The sequence below is a fragment of the Devosia riboflavina genome, assembly GCF_000743575.1.
GTDB lineage: Bacteria > Pseudomonadota > Alphaproteobacteria > Rhizobiales > Devosiaceae > Devosia > Devosia riboflavina.
In genome coordinates this window covers 23,098-41,129 of record NZ_JQGC01000028.1, presented here as the reverse complement: position 1 = coordinate 41,129, position 18,032 = coordinate 23,098, and the positions used below count along the sequence as shown (strand labels likewise).

Annotated in this window: 18 protein-coding genes; 5 read left to right on the top strand and 13 right to left on the bottom strand. The window is 62.9% G+C overall.

The window, feature by feature from the left end; genetic code table 11:
* Positions 1 to 109 precede the first annotated feature (109 nt).
* From JP75_RS21430 to JP75_RS21410, 5 genes are all read right to left on the bottom strand, one after another.
* The gene (locus tag JP75_RS21430) at positions 110 to 1,099 is read right to left on the bottom strand and encodes an esterase-like activity of phytase family protein (RefSeq protein WP_035086771.1); all 990 of its coding nucleotides are present in this window, start codon (positions 1,097 to 1,099) and stop codon (positions 110 to 112) included.
* Positions 1,099 to 2,985 (bottom strand): cobaltochelatase subunit CobT, encoded by a 1,887-nt coding sequence (gene cobT / locus JP75_RS21425; RefSeq protein WP_035086769.1) that lies wholly within the window; start codon positions 2,983 to 2,985, stop codon positions 1,099 to 1,101. The genes JP75_RS21430 and cobT overlap by 1 nt, the downstream gene beginning before the upstream one ends.
* Before the next feature lie 2 nt (positions 2,986 to 2,987).
* Positions 2,988 to 3,737, bottom strand: coding sequence for a class I SAM-dependent methyltransferase (locus JP75_RS21420; protein ID WP_035086768.1), 750 nt, complete (start codon positions 3,735 to 3,737; stop codon positions 2,988 to 2,990).
* A 184-nt stretch (positions 3,738 to 3,921) separates the two neighbouring features.
* Positions 3,922 to 4,905 carry a cobaltochelatase subunit CobS gene (gene cobS, locus JP75_RS21415; protein ID WP_035086765.1) on the bottom strand — a complete coding sequence of 328 codons (984 nt, stop codon included), beginning with the start codon at positions 4,903 to 4,905 and terminating at the stop codon, positions 3,922 to 3,924.
* 160 nt (positions 4,906 to 5,065) lie between these two features.
* On the bottom strand, positions 5,066 to 5,692 hold the full coding sequence (locus JP75_RS21410; protein WP_035086763.1) for a J domain-containing protein: 627 nt from the start codon (positions 5,690 to 5,692) through the stop codon (positions 5,066 to 5,068).
* 43 nt (positions 5,693 to 5,735) lie between these two features.
* On the opposite strand from JP75_RS21410, the gene JP75_RS21405 reads away from it, so the two are divergent.
* Positions 5,736 to 5,999, top strand: a complete 264-nt coding sequence (locus tag JP75_RS21405) for a BolA family protein (protein WP_035086762.1) — start codon at positions 5,736 to 5,738, stop codon at positions 5,997 to 5,999.
* Between the two features lie 99 nt (positions 6,000 to 6,098).
* Here JP75_RS21405 and aroB read toward each other — a convergent pair whose 3' ends face one another.
* Together aroB and JP75_RS21395 are read right to left on the bottom strand one after the other, a co-directional pair.
* On the bottom strand, positions 6,099 to 7,214 hold the full coding sequence (aroB, locus tag JP75_RS21400; RefSeq protein WP_035086761.1) for a 3-dehydroquinate synthase: 1,116 nt from the start codon (positions 7,212 to 7,214) through the stop codon (positions 6,099 to 6,101).
* A gap of 11 nt (positions 7,215 to 7,225) precedes the next feature.
* Positions 7,226 to 7,801 (bottom strand): shikimate kinase, encoded by a 576-nt coding sequence (locus JP75_RS21395; protein WP_035086760.1) that lies wholly within the window; start codon positions 7,799 to 7,801, stop codon positions 7,226 to 7,228.
* Positions 7,802 to 7,929: 128 nt separating this feature from the next.
* Between JP75_RS21395 and JP75_RS27435 the strand changes: the two genes are divergently transcribed.
* The 3 genes from JP75_RS27435 (at position 7,930) to JP75_RS21380 (ending at position 10,160) form a co-directional block, all read left to right on the top strand.
* Complete coding sequence (locus tag JP75_RS27435) at positions 7,930 to 8,148, top strand: hypothetical protein (RefSeq protein ID WP_035086759.1); 219 nt, start codon at positions 7,930 to 7,932, stop codon at positions 8,146 to 8,148.
* Positions 8,145 to 9,050, top strand: a complete 906-nt coding sequence (locus tag JP75_RS21385; RefSeq protein WP_035086757.1) for a site-specific tyrosine recombinase XerD — start codon at positions 8,145 to 8,147, stop codon at positions 9,048 to 9,050. The genes JP75_RS27435 and JP75_RS21385 overlap by 4 nt, the downstream gene beginning before the upstream one ends.
* Before the next feature lie 156 nt (positions 9,051 to 9,206).
* Positions 9,207 to 10,160, top strand: coding sequence for an acetyl-CoA carboxylase carboxyltransferase subunit alpha (locus JP75_RS21380; protein WP_035086755.1), 954 nt, complete (start codon positions 9,207 to 9,209; stop codon positions 10,158 to 10,160).
* A gap of 158 nt (positions 10,161 to 10,318) precedes the next feature.
* Here JP75_RS21380 and rpmE read toward each other — a convergent pair whose 3' ends face one another.
* Positions 10,319 to 10,540, bottom strand: a complete 222-nt coding sequence (gene rpmE / locus JP75_RS21375) for a 50S ribosomal protein L31 (RefSeq protein ID WP_035086754.1) — start codon at positions 10,538 to 10,540, stop codon at positions 10,319 to 10,321.
* A gap of 211 nt (positions 10,541 to 10,751) precedes the next feature.
* Between rpmE and JP75_RS21370 the strand changes: the two genes are divergently transcribed.
* Positions 10,752 to 12,566 (top strand): ABC transporter transmembrane domain-containing protein, encoded by a 1,815-nt coding sequence (locus JP75_RS21370; RefSeq protein WP_051961107.1) that lies wholly within the window; start codon positions 10,752 to 10,754, stop codon positions 12,564 to 12,566.
* Between the two features lie 143 nt (positions 12,567 to 12,709).
* On the opposite strand, the gene JP75_RS21365 is transcribed toward JP75_RS21370, so the two are convergent.
* The 5 genes from JP75_RS21365 to JP75_RS21345 all read right to left on the bottom strand — a co-directional run bounded on the left by JP75_RS21365 (position 12,710) and on the right by JP75_RS21345 (position 17,681).
* The gene (locus tag JP75_RS21365; RefSeq protein ID WP_035086752.1) at positions 12,710 to 13,735 is read right to left on the bottom strand and encodes a peptidoglycan -binding protein; all 1,026 of its coding nucleotides are present in this window, start codon (positions 13,733 to 13,735) and stop codon (positions 12,710 to 12,712) included.
* A gap of 3 nt (positions 13,736 to 13,738) precedes the next feature.
* Positions 13,739 to 14,728: a hypothetical protein gene (locus tag JP75_RS21360; protein WP_035086751.1), complete on the bottom strand. Its 990-nt coding sequence runs from the start codon at positions 14,726 to 14,728 to the stop codon at positions 13,739 to 13,741.
* Positions 14,729 to 14,974: 246 nt separating this feature from the next.
* On the bottom strand, positions 14,975 to 15,769 hold the full coding sequence (locus JP75_RS21355) for an inositol monophosphatase family protein (RefSeq protein ID WP_035086839.1): 795 nt from the start codon (positions 15,767 to 15,769) through the stop codon (positions 14,975 to 14,977).
* Between the two features lie 134 nt (positions 15,770 to 15,903).
* Positions 15,904 to 17,079, bottom strand: coding sequence for a tetratricopeptide repeat protein (locus tag JP75_RS21350; protein ID WP_051961084.1), 1,176 nt, complete (start codon positions 17,077 to 17,079; stop codon positions 15,904 to 15,906).
* Positions 17,076 to 17,681: a thiamine phosphate synthase gene (locus JP75_RS21345; RefSeq protein WP_035086750.1), complete on the bottom strand. Its 606-nt coding sequence runs from the start codon at positions 17,679 to 17,681 to the stop codon at positions 17,076 to 17,078. Before JP75_RS21345 ends, JP75_RS21350 begins: the two co-directional genes overlap by 4 nt.
* Between the last annotated feature and the right edge of the window lie 351 nt (positions 17,682 to 18,032).

Genomic DNA, 18,032 nt, shown 5'->3' with positions numbered 1-18,032 from the left:
ACCCTGACCAATTTGCTGAACGCAAAGTTGGTCTGTCCCTCTCCCGCAAGGGGCGAGGGCCACCGAATTCGCTATGGCGAATTCGGTTGGGGCCGGTGAGTGGGGCGCCCTATTCCACCAGCGCAAACTCCAGCAGCAACTGCCGCTGCCAGTCATTAAAGTTGTTGTCCGAGCCGATGAGGATCCGCGTCTCGCCACCCGGCGTCGTGTGCACCATGATCGACTCCATATTGTCGATCTCGGCACCCTCGGCTGACAGCAAAAGTTCGCCTTGCATGAGATTGCCCGGCCTCACCTGATCGGCCGGAACACGGCGCAGGTTCATGACGAAGCTGAAGAGCGCCACGCCGCGTTCGAGCACCAGCAGGTCGCCATTGGGCAGGAAGGCACAGTCCGTCGGGTTGACCACGGGCGAATTGACATAGGTCACCGGACCCTTGTCGTTCTGCCCCAGAAAATGGCCGCGGTGATTGCCGTTTTCGTCGAGTGCTTCTTCGGTGAGCAGCAGGGTCGAGCCGGCAATGGGCGAGGCGGGCGGGGCGATGCAGATGGCTTCAAGGGACTTGTTGGTCCGCAAATCCGTCAGCCAATCGGGAATGGTGATTTCGCGCGCCGGACCGCCGGGGCGGCCATCGGTGATGGCGAAATCGGCGACGCGGGTGAGGTTTTCAAAACTCACGCGGACGGCCGCGGCCACCCCATCACGAAAGACGGTGTCCATGCCCTCGGCGTCCCTTGCATATTGGCGGGGCAGGGGGGCGCCGCCGGAATTCTGGATGGGGTCCATGGTGACCCCGATGAGGCTGAGGAGACGATCATCCTGGTCATAAGCGAGCTTGCCGGAGACGAACTGGCCGCGGTCGGTGACGAAGGCGATGTTCTGGTCGGGGCCGGTGGTGGTGACGCTCGAAAGGCCGCCGAACATATCGTCCTGCGACTGCAGCGTCAGGCCGCCGCGGAAGATCAGTTTCCCCACGGGCTCATCGAGCCCGACGCCCTTGAAGCGCGTGACCTGGGCCGACGTCACCGTGACGTCGACCGCCAGAGCGGGCTGGGCCAATAGCGCAAGGCAGGCTATCGGGGCCCAGCGCCGCAGCATCAGCGACCGCGCCGCCTTGCGGGCCCGGGCATTTCTTCGTCGAAGAGTGCGGCCAATTCGTCGGTCAGGGCGCCGGCCAGTTCCTCGGCATCGAGGAGGGTCACGGCGCGGCGATAATAGCGCGTCACGTCGTGGCCAATGCCGACGGCGACGAGCTGGATCGGCGAGCGGGTTTCGATGTCCTCGATGACCTGCCGCAGGTGCGCTTCGAGATAGTTGCCGGCATTGACCGACTGGGTCGAATCGTCGACCGGCGCGCCGTCCGAGATCACCATCATGATGCGGCGTTGCTCGGGGCGGGCCATCAAGCGCTTGCGCGCCCATTCCAATGCCTCGCCGTCGATGTTTTCCTTGAGGAGGCCTTCGCGCATCATCAGGCCCAGATTGCGCCTTGCATGGCGCCACGGCTCGTCGGCAGCCTTGTAGATGATGTGGCGCACGTCGTTGACGCGGCCGGGATTGGCCGGGCGATTGGCTTCGAGCCAGGCTTCGCGGCTCTTGCCGCCCTTCCAGGCACGGGTGGTGAAGCCGAGGATTTCCACCTTCACGCCGCAACGCTCCAGCGTGCGCGCGAGGATGTCGCCGCAGATGGCTGCAATGGTGATCGGGCGGCCGCGCATGGAGCCGGAATTGTCGATCAACAGCGTGACGACGGTGTCGCGGAAATCGGTGTCGTTCTCGACCTTGAAGCTCAGGGCCTGCATGGGGTCGGTCACGACGCGGGTGAGGCGTGCGGTATCGAGGAGGCCCTCTTCGAGGTCGAACTGCCAGGAGCGGTTTTGCTTGGCCATCAGGCGGCGCTGCAGCTTGTTGGCAAGGCGCGCCACGGCACCGGCGAGGTTTTCGAGCTGCTTGTCCAAAAGGCCGCGCAACTGGTCCAGTTCGTCGGGTGGGCAGAGCTCGGCCGCTTTCACCACTTCGTCGAATTTTGTGGTGAAAACCTTGTACTGGAACTGGTTCGACAGCCGCTCGCCACCGTCCTTGGCGGGCGGGGGCATGGGCGCATCTTCACCGGATTCCGCCTCGGCATCGTCGTCGACATCGGCCATGTCGGCTTCCATGCCTTCGACGTCGCCGGTTTCTTCGCTTTCGCCGGCCTGCTGGTCTTCTTCGCTTTCAGCCTGCTCGTTTTCGCCTTCGCCCTGTTCGGGCGATTGGTCGGAGCCCTGGGCCTGTTCGGGCTGGCTCTCGTCGGCATTGTCCTCGTCGGACGCGTCGGGATCTTCCATATCGCTTTCCGCGATCAGGTTGAGATCGCGCAGCACGGCCCGAACAGCCTTCGAAAAATCTTCCTGGCTTTCATAGGTCGAAAGCAGCTTGTCGATGGACGTGGACGCCTTGGCTTCCACTTCCTTGCGCCAGAGATCGACCAGCGCATGGCCCGAGGGGGGCACGGGGACGCCGGCGAGCTTTTCGCGCAGCATCAGGCCGAGGGCCTCGGCAAGCGGGGCCTCGTTCTTGTCGTCAACTTCGGCGAAATTGGCGCGGAAGAGCCGGTCTTCCAGCATTTCGTGGATGTTTCCACTCATGCCCGGCATGCGGATAACGCCGAGGGATTCCACCCGCGCCTGTTCGAGCGCATCGAAAGCGGCGCGGGCCTGCGGGTCCATCGGCGAACGCTTGCGGTGCGTATCGGGGTCGTGGCTGGCGAGCCGCATGGCCATGGCATCGCCCTGGCCGCGGGCAATGGCGATATCGCGCTTGGTGGGCAGGCGCGGCAGGTTGGCAAGCCGCGCCTTGTCTGATGTCAGCAGCGGCCGGTCGGCGGTAAAGGTAACCTCAAGCTCGGCCTTGGCACCGATGGCGCGGACCGTTGCGCCCATGGCCGATTTGAAGGCCTGGGTCTGGTCGGGCTTGTTGGGCTTGCTGCGCGGGGGCTGTGCCATGGTCAGGTCCGGTGGGTAGAGGCGGCCACATGGGTCGCGAAAAGCAGGAACATCGGTTCGTAGCGCTCTTTTTCCCATTCGGGATGCGCTGCGATGTCGGCGTCGGTGGCGGCCCACTCGTCAATGGCATCGAGCGCGAAACCGGCGCGCTTGAGGGCCATGATGGTGGTCGAGATCAGGCGATGATGTTTTATCACGCCTTCGGCGATCCAGTTGGTGCGACGTTCGCCCTCGCGCAGATATTCGGCGACGGCTGCAACCTGGCGGCCTTCCGCATCCTGAGTGAACTCAGGATTGGCGCGGGCGGCAAAGACCGGGTGTTCCATCGAGAAGACGAAGCGGCCGTCGTTCTTCACGGCCTTGCGGACGCGCGCGAGGAAGGCGTCGAAATCAGCGATGTAGTGGACGGCGAGCGAGGAGAAGACGAGGTCGAATTCGGCCGTGCCGAAATCATCCGTGTCGAGATCGGCGCGGGCCAGGGTTACCGGCAGGCCGGCGCAGGTCTTGGCGGCCTCGGCCAGCATTTTTTCCGAGAGGTCGAGGCCGGTGACATGGGCGGCGCCCTGTTCCACGGCCCAGCGGGCGAAATAGCCAAAGCCGCAACCGAGGTCGAGAACGCGAAGTCCTGTCATATCAGGCAGCATGGCGCGCAAAGCCGGCCATTCGGCAGCGGCGCCAAGTCCCTGCGCCGAGCGCGGGAACTGGCTGTAGCCTTCGAAGAAGGCCGCATCATCATAGATGTTCTGGGCCATGGGATTTTGTCCCCGTTGCGAGAAAGGCCCCCTCACCCGGCCCTCCGGGCCTGCCATTCGAGCATAGCTCTCATGGCCTTCTCACTTCAAATCGCTCCACCGGAGCGATTTGCCCAACGGGACAGTTCGAAGTCCCCCGAGGGGGAGAGGTCGCCGCAAAGCGGCGGGTGAGGGGGCCTTGTATTTACGCCGTCACGGCAAGGTTGGCCGAGGATTCCGGCAGATCTTCGCCGAACACGCGCTGGTAGAACTCGGCAACCACAGGGCGTTCGAGTTCGTCGCACTTGTTGAGGAAGGTCAAGCGGAATGCAAAGCCGACATCGCCGCCAAAAATCTGGGTGTTTTCGCCCCAGGTGATGACCGAGCGCGGCGACATGACGGTCGAGAGATCGCCATTGATGAAGGCCGAACGGGTCAGATCCGCCAGGCGCACCATGTTTGAGACCAGCTTCTTGCCCTTTTCGGTTTCGGTGAAGGCTTTGTTCTTGGCCAGAACAATGCCGACTTCCTTGTCGTGGGGCAGGTAGTTGAGCGTCGTGACGAGGCTCCAGCGGTCCATCTGACCCTGGTTGATCTGCTGGGTGCCGTGATAGAGGCCCGAAGTGTCACCCAGACCAATGGTATTGGTGGTGGAGAACAGGCGGAAGGCCGGGTGGGGCACGATCACGCGGTTCTGGTCGAGGAGCGTCAGGCGGCCCGACTGCTCGAGAACGCGCTGGATCACGAACATCACGTCCGGACGGCCGGCGTCGTATTCGTCGAAGACGAGGGCGATATTGTTCTGCACGGCCCAGGGCAGGATGCCGTCGCGGAATTCGGTGATCTGCTTGCCGTCCTTGAGGACGATGGCGTCCTTGCCGACGAGGTCGATACGCGACACATGGCTATCGAGATTGACGCGGACCAGCGGCCAGTTAAGGCGCGCCGCGACCTGCTCGATATGGGTCGACTTGCCCGTGCCGTGATAGCCCTGGACCATGACGCGGCGGTTATAGGCAAAGCCGGCCAGGATCGCGAGCGTGGTGTTTCGGTCGAAGAGATAATCCGGATCGATCGGCGGCACGTGGTCGGTGCGCTCTTTGTAACCCTTGACCACCATATCGGTATCGATGCCGAAAAGGTCGCGTGCCTTGTATTCGGTGTCGGGCAGATTGGTGAACTCGGTCATGGCAAGGGCTCGTGGATCAGGAGATTTTTCTTGTGTCAGAGGCGCATTGGCCCGTGGCTCTATAGCAGCATTGCTGACGTGCTGGTAGCCAAACTGTCACGATAGCAAGACGCATCGCTTCGCGGAAAACCGGTTCCCACTTTTCCGCGCTATGCTCCGGTCATCGGGCAACGAAGCCCATTTTCTTCAGGTGCGAATAGGCCGCAATGATGGTGCGGAGCTTTTCTTCCGAGGAGCGATCGCCGCCGTTTACGTCTGGATGGTGGATTTTTACCAGGTTCTTGTAGGCCGCTTTGATGTCGTCGGATTTGGCGTGGCCCGAAAAGCCCAGGGACTCGAAGGCACGCCGATCGTTCTCGTTCAGCGGCTTTACGCGCTCGGCGGCGGGGCGCTGGGCCTGGCGGTGCCGGTAGCGGGCAAAGACGCCGAAGGGGTCGCCATATTTGTCGCCGGGGCGAGTGCTGGCCGTCCGGCCGGCAGCGTGTGCATTTTGCGGATTGCCGGTCGCAAAGCTCGAACGCGACTCCGCCTTGGGCGGGGTCGTCAGGGCTTCGTCCAGTTCTTCTTGGCTCATGCCGGCGAAGAAATTGAAGGCCTTGTTGTAGTGGCGAACGTGCTCGAGGCAGAAATGGTGATACTGCCCCTCGCTGCGCGGCCCTTTGGGGGCGCGGTATTCGCCGGCTTCTTCGCAGCCTTCCCATTCGCAGGAAAATTCGGCCGGCTCGGGCTTTTCTTCCCGGCGCGGTCGGATGCGGATTGAATCGAAAAGCTTGGATTGCTGTTTCATAGCACCTAGTTAAGTCTTCAAATCTTCAAGCGGAGCCCGCCCCATGTCCGTCAGGGACACAATGATAGCAAAGCTCACCGAGCGGTTCTCGCCTCTCCATCTCGAGGTGATCGACGAATCGAACAAGCATCGAGGCCATGCCGGATGGCGCGAAGGGGGCGAGACCCATTTCCGAGTCAGAATCGCGACCCGCGATTTTGACGGCTTGAGCCGCGTGGCGCAACACCGCGCGGTATTCGAAACGCTGGACGCGGAGCTGAAAGATCGCGTCCATGCGCTCAATATTGAGGTTTTGCCGGCCAATTAAGCTGGCAATCACCGCTGTGTCATCCCCGCGAAAGCGGGGACCTCCGTTTCCGAACAGGGGTTCCCGCTTTCGCGGGAATGACACTGTGGATGAAGAAGTTTACTGGGATCGCATCTCCTCCAAAAATGCCGAAACCTTGGCGGGATCGACATTTTTTTCGATGAAGGCCTGGCCGATGCCACGGGTGAGAATGAAAGTCAGCGCCCCGCGCGAGACTTTTTTGTCCTGCGCGATGGCGGCCATCAGGGTTTCGGTCGAGCCCAAAATTCCGGGGATGTCGGCCAATGTGGTGGGCAGACCCGATTTGCGCAAGTGCGCGGCAATGCGCCCGCTGTCCTGACCCGGCGCTAGGCCAAGGCGGTTGGAGAAGGTATGGGCCAGCACCATGCCGATGGATACGCCCTCGCCATGCAGCAGCCGATCGGAATAGCCGGTGTCCTTTTCGAGCGCATGCCCAAAAGTGTGGCCGAGATTGAGCAGGGCGCGGACGCCGATTTCCTTTTCATCCTCGATGACCACGCGCGCCTTGTGGGCGCAGCAGCGGGCGATGGCTTCGCCGCGGGCCGGGCCGCCGGCAAAGATTTCGGCATGGTTGGCTTCGAGCCATTCGAAGAAGTCGGGATCGTCGATCAGGCCATATTTGACCACTTCGGCATAGCCGGCGGCGAACTGGCGCGGGGGCAGGGTGTCGAGGGCCGAGAGATCGGCCAGAACCAGTCTTGGCTGGTGGAAGGCGCCGACGAGGTTCTTGCCGTGCGGCGAATTGATGCCGGTCTTGCCGCCGACCGAGGAATCCACCTGCGCCAGCAGCGAAGTCGGGATCTGCACGAAATCCATGCCGCGGCGGGTGATCGAGGCGGCAAAGCCGGCGAGATCGCCGATGACGCCGCCGCCGAGCGCGATGACGAGGTCATTGCGTTCGAGCTTTGCCGCGAGGAGGCCTTCCACGACCGTTTGCAGGTGCTCCCAGCTCTTGGTGCTTTCGCCCGAGGGCAGGGTGATGGTCGAAAAGGTCAGGCCCGAAAATTCGAGGCTCGCGACCAGACGCGGCAATTGCGCCTTGGCGACGTCGGTATCGGTGACGATGCCGAAGCGGCGGCCGGGGAATTTTTCAGCCAGGATCGCGCCGGCATCGTCGATCAGGTTGGGGCCGATGAGGATGTCATAGGCGCGCTCGCCCAGGGCGACGTGCACTGTGTGGGAAATGTCGGCCATGGCGAAAACTTTCAGCGCAGGTGATGCAGAAGGGCGGAGATAACGTCGGCGGCAACGCTGTCCTGGGGCACATCGCGGCTCAAGACCGTGATGTCGGCCTCGGCATAGATGGGATAGCGATCCGCGATCAGTTTTTCGAGCGTCCCCTTGGGGTCGGCGGTCTTGAGCAGGGGCCGATTGGAACGGCGCGAAACGCGTTCGAACAGCACGTCGAGATCGGCCTTGAGCCAGACCGAGACGGCAGAGGATTTGACCAGCGCGCGGGTTTCGGGATTGACGAAGGCGCCGCCGCCGGTTGCGAGAACGATGTCGTTTTCCTTGAGCAGGCGCGAAATGACGCGGGTTTCGCCGGCGCGAAATTCGGGCTCGCCGCGCTGCGCAAAGATTTCCGGAATGGTCATCTGCGCGGCCTTTTCGATTTCCTCGTCGCTATCGAGGAAACGCCGACCGAGGCGCGCCGCCAGGCGTCGGCCGACCGTGGTCTTGCCCGCGCCCATCATGCCCACGAGAATGAGCGGCCTGCCGCCCAACCGCTCGGTGAGGGCCTTGGCGCGCGCCGATCGCGCGGGACTATCCGTTTTGCTCAAGAAGGCGCCCTCCGAACTTAAGGCCGGTTGAAGCGATACGGGTCAAAGCTGTCAAGCGCAACGCGATTTTGCCTACCGGATGGAAACCTTTCTGTGGCAAAGTTTCTCGCGAAAACGCCGGAAAGCCCATGCCGACACTCTTTCGCCTCTTGATCACCATCCTGTTCCTGGCTGGCCTCGTCTATGCCGGGATGTTTGCGCTCGTGTCTTTCGTCGAGCCCAATCCCAAGGATGTCACGCTGCGTATTCCGACGCGCGAACTGCTTGGCGAAGCCGCGCCGACCCGGCCGGTCGGCATGCCGACGCCCAATGTCACCAGCACCCCTGCCGCGACGCCGGGCCAATGAGCCACCTCGTCGGCGCATTTCTGGAAATGATGAGCGCCGAGCGCGGCGCGGCGGCAAACACGATTGCGGCTTATCGGCGCGATCTCACCAATTATGCCGGCTTTGTCGCGGGCAAGAAGCAGACCCTCCTCGATTGTCCGCGCGAAACGGTGAACGCCTATCTCGATGGGCTCAAGGCCGATGGGCTTTCGGCCTCATCGAGCGCGCGGCATCTCTCTGCCATCCGGCAGTTTCACAAGTTTTTATGCGCGGATGGCCTGCGCGGCGACGATCCGACGCGGATTGTTGCGAGCCCCAAGACGCGGCGGCCGCTGCCAAAAGTGTTGTCGGTCGCAGAGGTCGACAAGCTGCTCAACACAGCCGAGCAGTCCGCCAACAAGCCAGCGAAACCGGCCAAGGAAGAGGTGGCGCGACGGACCTATTGCCTCCTCGAGCTGCTCTATGCAACGGGGTTGCGCGTCTCCGAACTCGTCACCTTGAAGCGTCCGGCCGTGATGCGGGAAGGCAGTTTTATTACCGTCACGGGCAAGGGCAACAAGGACCGGATCGTCCCGATGAACGACAGGGCGCGCGACGCGGTGCGCGCCTGGGTGAAGACCCTGCCGGAGGACGCCAAATGGCTCTTTCCGGCCAAGGGCGAAAGCGGACATCTGGAGCGGCAGGTTTTTGCGCGGGATTTGAAAGACGTGGCGAAGGATGCGGGCATCTCGGTGGATCGCGTCGCTCCCCACGTCCTGCGCCATGCCTTTGCCAGCCATCTCCTCGCCGGTGGCGCGGACCTGCGCGTCGTACAAATGCTGCTCGGGCATTCCGATATTTCGACGACGCAAATTTATACCCATGTGCTCGACGAAAAATTGCGCAATCTCGTCGAAACGCACCATCCGCTGGCCGGTGGATAGGGTCGAGCCTGTGGGAACGGGGGGAAATCCCGTGCATTTCCTTTCCGAAACTTGACTCGGCATTGAACGATCGCCACTTTCCGGCCACTTTAGAGCGCAAGAGCCGTGGCCCAGAACAATCCGGGTCAATAACAACGACCCTTACTGGCGGGTGGGATGCTGTCTTATCTCGATTTTGAAAAGCCGGTCGCCGATCTTGAAGCGAAGATCGCCGAACTGAAATCCCTCGCCGCGACCGATCAGGCCGTGTCCATCGACGAGGAAGTGAACCGGCTTTCTGCCCGCGCCGAAGAGGCGCTGGTGGAAATCTACAAAAGGCTGACGCCCTGGCAAAAGACGCAGGTGGCCCGCCATCCGCAGCGTCCGCATTTTTCCGATTATGTGTCGACGCTGATCACCGAATGGACGCCGCTGGCCGGCGACCGCAAGTTCGGCGAAGACGCGGCGCTGCAGGCCGGCTTCGGTCGCTTCAACGGGCAGTCCGTGGCCCTTCTCGGCCAGGAAAAGGGTAATTCCACCGAGACCCGCCTGAAACACAATTTCGGCATGGCCAATCCCGAGGGCTATCGCAAGGCCGTCCGCATCATGGACATGGCCGACCGGTTCAATATCCCGGTCATTTCCTTTGTCGATACGGCAGGTGCCTATCCCGGCATTGGCGCGGAAGAGCGCGGTCAGGCGGAAGCCATTGCCCGTTCGACCGAAAAAGGCCTTGAACTGGGCGTGCCCAACATCGCCATCATCATCGGTGAAGGCGGTTCGGGCGGCGCTATTGCCATTGCCACGGCCAATCGCGTGTTGATGCTCGAAAACGCCATCTATTCGGTGATTTCGCCCGAAGCCGGCGCCTCGATCCTTTTCCGCGACGCCGCCAAGGCGCAGGATATGGCGACGGCCCAAAAAATCACGGCGCAGGACCTGCTCTCGTTCAAGGTGATCGACGGCATCATTCCCGAACCGACCGGCGGCGCGCATCGCCACCATGGTCAGGTGATGGATTCGACCCGCGTGGCCATTTCCGACTTTTTGGCCGAATTCGCTGGCAAGTCGCGCCTGGAAACCCGCGAACACCGCCGCGAAAAATTCCTGGCGATCGGCACCAATATCTAGGCCGAGGCTTTTTCGAGCCAAAAGATCAGAACGCGGCTTGCACATGCGAGCCGCGTTTTTTGTTGCCTTGGCGGCGGACAAGGATGTGCAAAACGCAGCGGCAACAAAAAACCCGGCACAAAGGCCGGGTTTTCCAATTCTGTCGCCAGAACCGTTTCTTAGAGGCCGAGGCCCTTGAAACGTTCCTTGAAGCGGCTGACGCGGCCACCGCGGTCCATGAGCTGGCCCGTACCGCCGGTCCATGCCGGATGGGTCTTGGGGTCGATGTCCAACTGCAGCGTGTCGCCTTCCTTGCCATAGGTGGAACGGGTGACATAGCTGGTGCCATCGGTCATGACGACGTTGATGGTGTGGTAGTCAGGATGGATGTCGGCCTTCATGGTCTTCGCCTCAAATCAAACGGGCGCCGCGGCGCCCGGAGAGCTGGAAACTGGTTGTTGGCGGGCTTCTTACATAATGGAGCCCCAATAGGCAAGGGCAGGGGAGCGGCAATTTTACCCGTTTCCCGGCTGTTGCTCCCATGAAGAGGGGAGCCTATATCCAACCAGCCGTCTCGAGGCGGCTTTGCGCAATCGGAATGCGGCCCCCAATATGACCGATCAAGCCGCCCCGGCGGAAAACACCACCGACAAGGTGATCTCCGTCGCCAAGCTGCAGCGACGCTTTTCGCCGCTGCGCCAGCTCCTGCCATTCGTCCTCGCCTATCCGGTGCGGCTGACCCTGACGGTGCTGTTCCTCCTCATTTCCACCATTACCTCGCTCGCCATTCCCGCCATGCTCGGCGGCGTGGTCGATCAGGGGTTTGTGGCGCAGAACCTCGACAAGGTGAGCCAGTATGGCCTGCTTATTATCGCCATTGCCGCGGTGATGGCGGTAGCGAGCGGGGCGCGCTTCTATTTCATCTCCGTTATTGGCGAGCGCGTCCTCGCTGACCTGCGGCAGGCAGCGTTCAGCCATCTCCTCCGCCTCGACGCGCGCTATTTCGATACGACGCGCGTCGGCGAATTGACGAGCCGCCTCAATAATGACGTCGCCATCATCCGCAGCGCCGTGGGGTCGAGTTTCTCGTTGGCCCTGAGGTCCATGGTCACCATTATCGGCGCGCTGATCATGATGATCCTGACGAGCCCGATCCTGACCCTGGCCGTGGTCATCGCCGCGCCGCTGATCCTGATCCCGGTCGTGGGCTATTCGCGGCGCCTGCGCGGCATGTCGAGCAAGACCCAGGATGCGCTGGCCGAACTCTCCGCCATGGCAACGGAAATGCTTGGCGCGACCCGAACGGTAAAGGCCTTCACCCAGGAAAGGGTGCAGACCGGAATTTACGATAGCCGCAGCGAAGAAAGCTACCGGGCCGAAGTGCGCCGGCTCGGCGCGCGCGCCATCCTCGTTGCGCTGGTGATTTTTCTCGGCACGGCCGCGCTTGTCGGCCTCGTCTGGTGGGGCGCCAGCGCCGTCTTCGAAGGTTCGGTCACGGCCGGGCAGCTTGCGCAGTTCATGATCTATGCGCTGATGGCTTCCGGTGCCCTCACCAATGTCTCCGAAGTCATGGGCGCCTTGCAGACCGTTGCCGGCTGCACCGAGCGCCTGATGGAAATCCTCGCCACCAAGGCGACGATCGAAGACCCCGAAAACCCCGTCGCCCTGCCGGTGCCGTCGCTCGGGACCGTTGCCTTCGAGAATGTCGCCTTCCGCTACGATCCGACCCAGCCCGGCCGCGTGCTCGACGGCGTGAGTTTTTCCGTCGCCAAGGGCGAGACCGTGGCGCTGGTCGGTCCCTCGGGCTCGGGCAAGTCGACCACACTTTCGCTGCTGCAGCGCTTCTACGACGTCACCGGCGGCACCATTCGCGTCGATGGCGTCGATATCCGCGACACCAGACTTTTTGACCTGCGGCAGCGCTTTGCCTATGTCGAGCAGGAGCCGACCATTTTTGCCGGCACGATCGCGGAGAACATCCGCTTCGGCAAACCCGACGCGACCGATGCGGAAGTGGAAGCGGCGGCCAAGGCGGCGTTGGTGCATGATTTCGTCGTCGACCTGCCCTCGGGCTATGACACGATCGTGGGCGAGCGCGGCGTCATGCTTTCGGGCGGCCAGAAGCAGCGCCTTGCCATTGCGCGCGCCATCCTGAAAAATGCGCCGATCCTCTTGCTCGATGAAGCGACCTCCGCCCTCGACGCTCAGAGCGAGCGGCTGGTGCAAATGGCGCTCGAACACCTGATGCAGGGCCGCACGACGCTGGTCATCGCCCATCGCCTCGCCACCATCCGCGACGCCAACAAAATCCTCGTGATGGAAGCGGGTAAAATTATCGACCAGGGCACGCATGAAGAACTGGTCGCCAAGGGCGGGCGCTATGCGGAACTGGCAAAATTGCAGTTCCGCGGGGACGGCTGGCAGTAAGGCCTGCTATCCCCGGTGTCATTCCCGCGAGAGCGGGAATCTCTGTTTGCGAAGACGCTGGCCCGGGGTCTCGCATGGCTCGACCCGTGATTTCCTCAAATCGCTCCACTGGAGCGATTTGACCCGCTGAAGCGGGTCGGAAATCACCCTTCCGTCAGCTTGAACTCGATCCGTCGATTGCGCCTGAACGCCTCTTCCGTCGTGCCGGGATCAAGCGGGGCGAATTCGCCAAAGCCTGCCGCGACGAGCCGCGCCGGGGCAACGCCCTTGCCGACGAGATATTGCGCCACCGAAATGGCGCGTGCCGCCGAAAGCTCCCAGTTGGACGGGAAGCGGGCATTGGAAATCGGGCGGCTGTCGGTATGGCCATCGATGCGCAGCACCCAGTTGATATCGGCCGGAATTTCGTTCTCGAGCTGCAGAATGGCTTCGGCCAGCGCGTCGAGTTGCGGCGAAGCTGCCTCGGTCAGGTCGGCCTGGCCGGGATCGAACAGCACTTCGGACTGGAAGACGAAGCGATCGCCGACAACGCGTACATCGGCGCGGCCTTCGAGGATTTCGCGCAGGCGCCCGAAGAAGTCGGAGCGATAGCGCGACAGGTCCTGCACACGCTGGGCGAGGGCGAGATTGAGACGCCGGCCGAGATCGGCGATCTGGGTGCGCGATTCCGTGTCGCGGGTTTCCGAGGCCTCCAACGCCGATTCCAGCGCCGCGATCTGGGTGCGCAGCGCGGCCAATTGCTGGTTGAGCAGGGTCACCTGCGCATTGGCCTCGTCCGAGAGCTTTTCGGCATCGATAAGGTCTTCCTGGAGACCCGCAATGGTGTCGTCGCGATCGCCGAGACCGGCGCCGATGCCGGCAAGCTGGCTCGTCAGGCTCTGGTTCTGCGCATCGGCTGTGGCGAGGGTCGCGGTCAGCGTTGCCAGTTGCGAGGTCAGATCGTCGGAATTGGCGCGTTCGAGCTGCAGGAGTTCGGTCAATTCGGCGATCTGGCTATTGAGCCGCGATAGCGCGGTATCCCGTCCCTGGATTTCCTGCCCCAGGAAAAACTGGGTGAGCATGAAGAGGCTCAAAAGAAAAATAATGACGAGCAGCAGGCTCGACAGGGCGTCGACGAAGCCCGGCCAGTAATTGGCCTCTACCCTGCGGCGTGAGCGGCTCGATGCCATGGTCTAGTCCCGGCGCCCGGAAGTGTCGCTCTCGTTGAGCATGGCTTCGATGAGGTCGCGCAGTTTCCGGTTGGTCTCGCTCTGCTCGGTAATATAGGCGCGCAGGTCTTCCTGCTCGGTGCGGATGTGTTTCACCAGCCCATCGATGCCGCGGGCGAGTTCCGCCATGGCGCGGATGGCGTTCTGGGAGGAACTCTGGTTCTGCATGGTGGCGCCGATGCTGTCGATCATGGCCTGCATGTCGGGGCCGCCGGCATTGGCCTGCATGGCGCTGACCGGGTGGTCGAGCTCGGTCATGGAGGTCATCCAGTCTTCGAGATCGGTATAGAATGCGTTCTGGGCCTGGCTCGTCTGCAGGTCGAGGAAGCCAAGGATCAGCGAACCGGCGAGACCGAAAAGCGAGGACGAGAAGGCGGTGCCCATGCCCGCCAGCGGGGCGGCAAGGCCTTCCTTGAGATTGGTGAAAAGCGAGGCGCTATCGGCCGAGGTCACATCGAGCGCGTTGATGACGCCGGCGACCGAGCCCACGGTTTCGAGGAGGCCGTAAAAGGTACCCATGAGGCCGAGGAAAACCAGGAGGCCCGTCAGGTAGCGCGACGTGTCCTTGGCCTCATCGAGGCGATTGCCCACGGAATCGAGGATCGAGCGCATGGAGGTCGGCGTGATCACCGCCTCGCCGATGCGCTCGCGCAAAAGCCCGGCGACGGGGGCCAGGAGGACCGGCGGTCGCACCTGGGTCGAATTGCCGTCCTGGAGCGAATTGACCCACTTCACCTCCGGAAACAGCCGGAAGAGCTGCCGGAACGAGAGGAAAATGCCGATGAAGAGGGCGAAGAAAATCATCGAATTGATGAAGGGGTTCGCCCAGAAGAAGGTCACGATATTGGTGAACAGGATCGCCGCGACGAGGGCGACCAGCACCAGGAAAATGACGATTTTGACGAGGTAAACGGTGGGACTGGCGAGGTGATAGGGATCGTAACCTTGCGTCATCGTGCCTGACCTTTGCCCCGCGCACAGCAAATCAACTGCGCCGAAGAGTAGTGGCGGCAGAATGGCGTGACAATGGAAAAGGTTAACGGCAGAGCGTCATGAAGCGGCTTTGCGTCGTCCCCGCGAAAGCGGCAATCTCCCTGCCCGGAAACAGAGATCCCCGCTTTCGCGGGGATGACACCGAGTTTTTCGACGCTTTCGGCAGTTCCGGATTCATATCCCTCTGTGGTGAGGAATGCGTTGGACTTACTGAACCGAACGAAGCTGCTTGAACAAAGCCCCGTGCAGGGTCTCGTTGCCGGCGACGATCTGGCCGTTCCAGACCGAGCCGGGCTGGCCGGCATAGTCGGTGACGAGGCCGCCGGCTTCCTTGACCATGAGAAGACCTGGCGCAACGTCCCAGGGCTTCAAGCCCGCTTCCCAGAGCGCGTCAAAGCGGCCCGAGGCGAGCCAGGCCATGTCGACCGCAATCGAGCCCGAGCGGCGAATGCCGGCAACGGCGGGATTGATATGGCTCAACTGGCGCAATTGCAGCCCGTCATTGGACGTGCCCTGGGTCTTGATGCCGGTGGCGACCACGGCGTCCGAAAGGTGCCGGCGTTCGGCGACGCGCAGGCGCTTGCGGTCGGCGAGCCAGGCGCCGCCGCCCTTTTCGGCAGTGTAGAGTTCGTCCAGGATCGGATTGTAGATCACCGAGGCAACGATCTCGTCGCCGCGCTGCAAGGCGATGGCCACGGCAAAGAGCGGGATCGAGTGGAGGAAATTGGTGGTGCCGTCGAGCGGGTCGATGATCCAGCTGTGCTGGCCGTCGGTGCCGGCGACTTCGCCGCCTTCTTCCATCAGGAAGGCATAGGTCGGGCGGGCCTTGCGCAGTTCGTCATAGACGATCTGTTCGGCGCGGAGATCGGCCTTCGAGACGAAATCGGCCGGGCCCTTGCGGGACACCTGCAGGTTTTCCACCTCGTTGAAATCGCGCGACAGTGACTTGCCGGCCTTGATGGCGGCATTGACCATGACGGTTAGGAGGGCGGAACGCGCCATTGTGTACTCGCTTGGCTCAAGCGGTTCATTGAGCGCCGCCGGAATTTTCATCCCGACGCGGCGCAAGTGGGGCCAGTGCCCTGCCGCTTCAATTGAAAGTTTGGCGGGCTTATTGCCTCAGAACTTGGCCGGGTTCAAGGGTCTTGCGCCGGTTCGGTGGTGGCCGGATCAGCCGGTTCGGTCTCGACCGGCGCGGCGGCAGGCGCCGGAGCGGGCGGCTTGGCATTGGTCACGCCATTGGGCAGCACGACGCGGCTCGGGGCATTTTCCATGTCGGTCGGTGCCGGCAGGGGCGGGCCAAAGACCTTTGGCGTCGTCGGAATTTCGGCGACGGTCTCGATGCTGGGCGGGGTCGAAGGCCAGAAGCGGGCGCGCTCTTCGGCCCGGGCCAAAGCATCAGGGGGAATGGAAACCAGCAATCGGTCGAGCGAGGGATCGGAAAGCCCCTGGCGCCGGGCCAGCGCGCGCCACATGGCTGCGGTTTCGAGGTCGAGCGCCGTGCCCTCGCCGACGGCCATGAGTTTTGCGAGGCGGTTCTGCGCCACGGGATTGCCGCCTTCGGCCGCCTGTTCGTACCAGCCGGCCGCGGCTTCGATATCGCGCGCAATGCCCTGGCCGAGATAAAGGAGGGTGGCGTAGTCGATCTGGGCGGCGGTCAGGTCCTGTTCGGCGGCAAGGCCGATATAGCGGGCGCCTTCGGCGGCATCGGGGGCGACGCCAGCGCCTTCGATCAGCATGGAGCCATAGTCATATTGAGCCTCGGCGAGATCGGCGTCGGCCGCTTCCTTCATCAGCCGCGCGGCTGTCGTCAGGCTGGGATCGGCATAGATGCCTTCGACATGGAGCAGAGCCAGATTATACTTGGCTGGCGCATAGCCCTTGTCGGCGGCTTCCTTGAAAAGCTCGGCCGCCCTTTCGCGGTCCTGCGCCACGCCGGTGCCGTCCTGGTAGAACATGCCCAGCTCAAAGATGGCCAGCTTGTCACCATTCTTGGCAGCAAGCTGATACCAGCCGGCGGCCCGTTCGACATTCTGGGCCACGCCAAGACCCTTGGAGTAGATTTCGGCAATCAGGGTCTGCGCTGCGCCATCGCCCTGTTCGGCGCGCGGCAGGGCCAGTTCCAGCGCGGTCAGAAAGTAGCCACGCTGGAAGGCGCCGAAGGCGTAGTCGGCCGGTTCGGTGGGGCCGAAAATGGCATTGGAAATGTTCGCGGCTTCTTCCGCATCCGCCTGCGAGCGGGTCTGGGCGAAAGCCGGGACGGCAAGGGCCGTGGCAAGGGTCAGCGCCAGCAGCGGCGCGCGCCAGCTCATGCTTTGGCCTTTTCGGCTTTGGCAAAGGCGGCCAGCGAAGCCACCGGATCTGCCTTGGTCCAGACGCAATCGGAGAGCGCGAGGAATTCGGCACCCGTTTCGTCCCCCGCATCAGGCGCGGCGGCCGGATTTGAGTGAACGGCCGGGACCTCAAAGGTCTCGGCCCACCATTGCGCCAGTTCCGCCGCCTGCGGATCCACGGGCCCGCCGAGTGGGCCGAACATCACATAGTCGACATCGAGCTCGCCAAAGCTCATCGCATCATGGCGCGTGCGCACATTGCCCACCCCGACAATGCCGTCGGGCTTGAGCGCCGAAACCGCGGCGCGAATGGCCTTGGTGCCGCCCGTCGTCACGTGCACGCCATCGGCGCCGATCGAGCGGGCGAGGGCCACATCGTCTTCGACGAGCACTGCGGCGCCGGCCGCCTGGCCGATCTGCACCAGCCGCTCGGCCAATTCGGCATAGGCGGCATCATCGAGCGAACCGCGGCGCACCAAGAGGGCGGCGATTTCAGGACCCGTCAGCACGCTCATCAACTGGCGCGGAAACTGCGCAAGATCCGGATCGGCTGGAGTGATGAGATAGAGCTGAGGGGCCATGGAGGTTCCGGAGATGACGCTGCGTGTCCGTAAGGTGCCATTTTGGCAAGAAAGGGACCGGCCTCCAATAGGGTATGGGCCAAGGGGTGGCAATGTGTGCGGCGTTTGCGGAGATTTATCCACGGTCACCGACCCGCACCGATTTCGCCATAGCGAATTCGGTGGCACCTCCCCCTTGACGGGGGAGGATGGGAGGGGGTGCGGGAGCCACGGTTTTCAGAGGGCGTGAACACCCCTCCCCAGCCCTCCCCGTTAAGGGGAGGGTGTCGCGTCGAGTTCGCGGGGCGTTAGTGAGAAAGACCGAAAAAGAAAAGGCGCGCTCCGGGAGAAGAGCGCGCCAGTCGTGACGTT

Coding starts and splice junctions, on each gene's coding strand:
- JP75_RS21430 (WP_035086771.1), bottom strand. CDS start 1,099: ATGCTGCGGCGCTGGGCCCCGATAGCCTGCCTTGCGCTATTGGCCCAG.
- cobT (WP_035086769.1), bottom strand. CDS start 2,985: ATGGCACAGCCCCCGCGCAGCAAGCCCAACAAGCCCGACCAGACCCAG.
- JP75_RS21420 (WP_035086768.1), bottom strand. CDS start 3,737: ATGGCCCAGAACATCTATGATGATGCGGCCTTCTTCGAAGGCTACAGC.
- cobS (WP_035086765.1), bottom strand. CDS start 4,905: ATGACCGAGTTCACCAATCTGCCCGACACCGAATACAAGGCACGCGAC.
- JP75_RS21410 (WP_035086763.1), bottom strand. CDS start 5,692: ATGAAACAGCAATCCAAGCTTTTCGATTCAATCCGCATCCGACCGCGC.
- JP75_RS21405 (WP_035086762.1), top strand. CDS start 5,736: ATGTCCGTCAGGGACACAATGATAGCAAAGCTCACCGAGCGGTTCTCG.
- aroB (WP_035086761.1), bottom strand. CDS start 7,214: ATGGCCGACATTTCCCACACAGTGCACGTCGCCCTGGGCGAGCGCGCC.
- JP75_RS27435 (WP_035086759.1), top strand. CDS start 7,930: ATGCCGACACTCTTTCGCCTCTTGATCACCATCCTGTTCCTGGCTGGC.
- JP75_RS21385 (WP_035086757.1), top strand. CDS start 8,145: ATGAGCCACCTCGTCGGCGCATTTCTGGAAATGATGAGCGCCGAGCGC.
- JP75_RS21380 (WP_035086755.1), top strand. CDS start 9,207: ATGCTGTCTTATCTCGATTTTGAAAAGCCGGTCGCCGATCTTGAAGCG.
- rpmE (WP_035086754.1), bottom strand. CDS start 10,540: ATGAAGGCCGACATCCATCCTGACTACCACACCATCAACGTCGTCATG.
- JP75_RS21370 (WP_051961107.1), top strand. CDS start 10,752: ATGACCGATCAAGCCGCCCCGGCGGAAAACACCACCGACAAGGTGATC.
- JP75_RS21365 (WP_035086752.1), bottom strand. CDS start 13,735: ATGGCATCGAGCCGCTCACGCCGCAGGGTAGAGGCCAATTACTGGCCG.
- JP75_RS21360 (WP_035086751.1), bottom strand. CDS start 14,728: ATGACGCAAGGTTACGATCCCTATCACCTCGCCAGTCCCACCGTTTAC.
- JP75_RS21355 (WP_035086839.1), bottom strand. CDS start 15,769: ATGGCGCGTTCCGCCCTCCTAACCGTCATGGTCAATGCCGCCATCAAG.
- JP75_RS21350 (WP_051961084.1), bottom strand. CDS start 17,079: ATGAGCTGGCGCGCGCCGCTGCTGGCGCTGACCCTTGCCACGGCCCTT.
- JP75_RS21345 (WP_035086750.1), bottom strand. CDS start 17,681: ATGGCCCCTCAGCTCTATCTCATCACTCCAGCCGATCCGGATCTTGCG.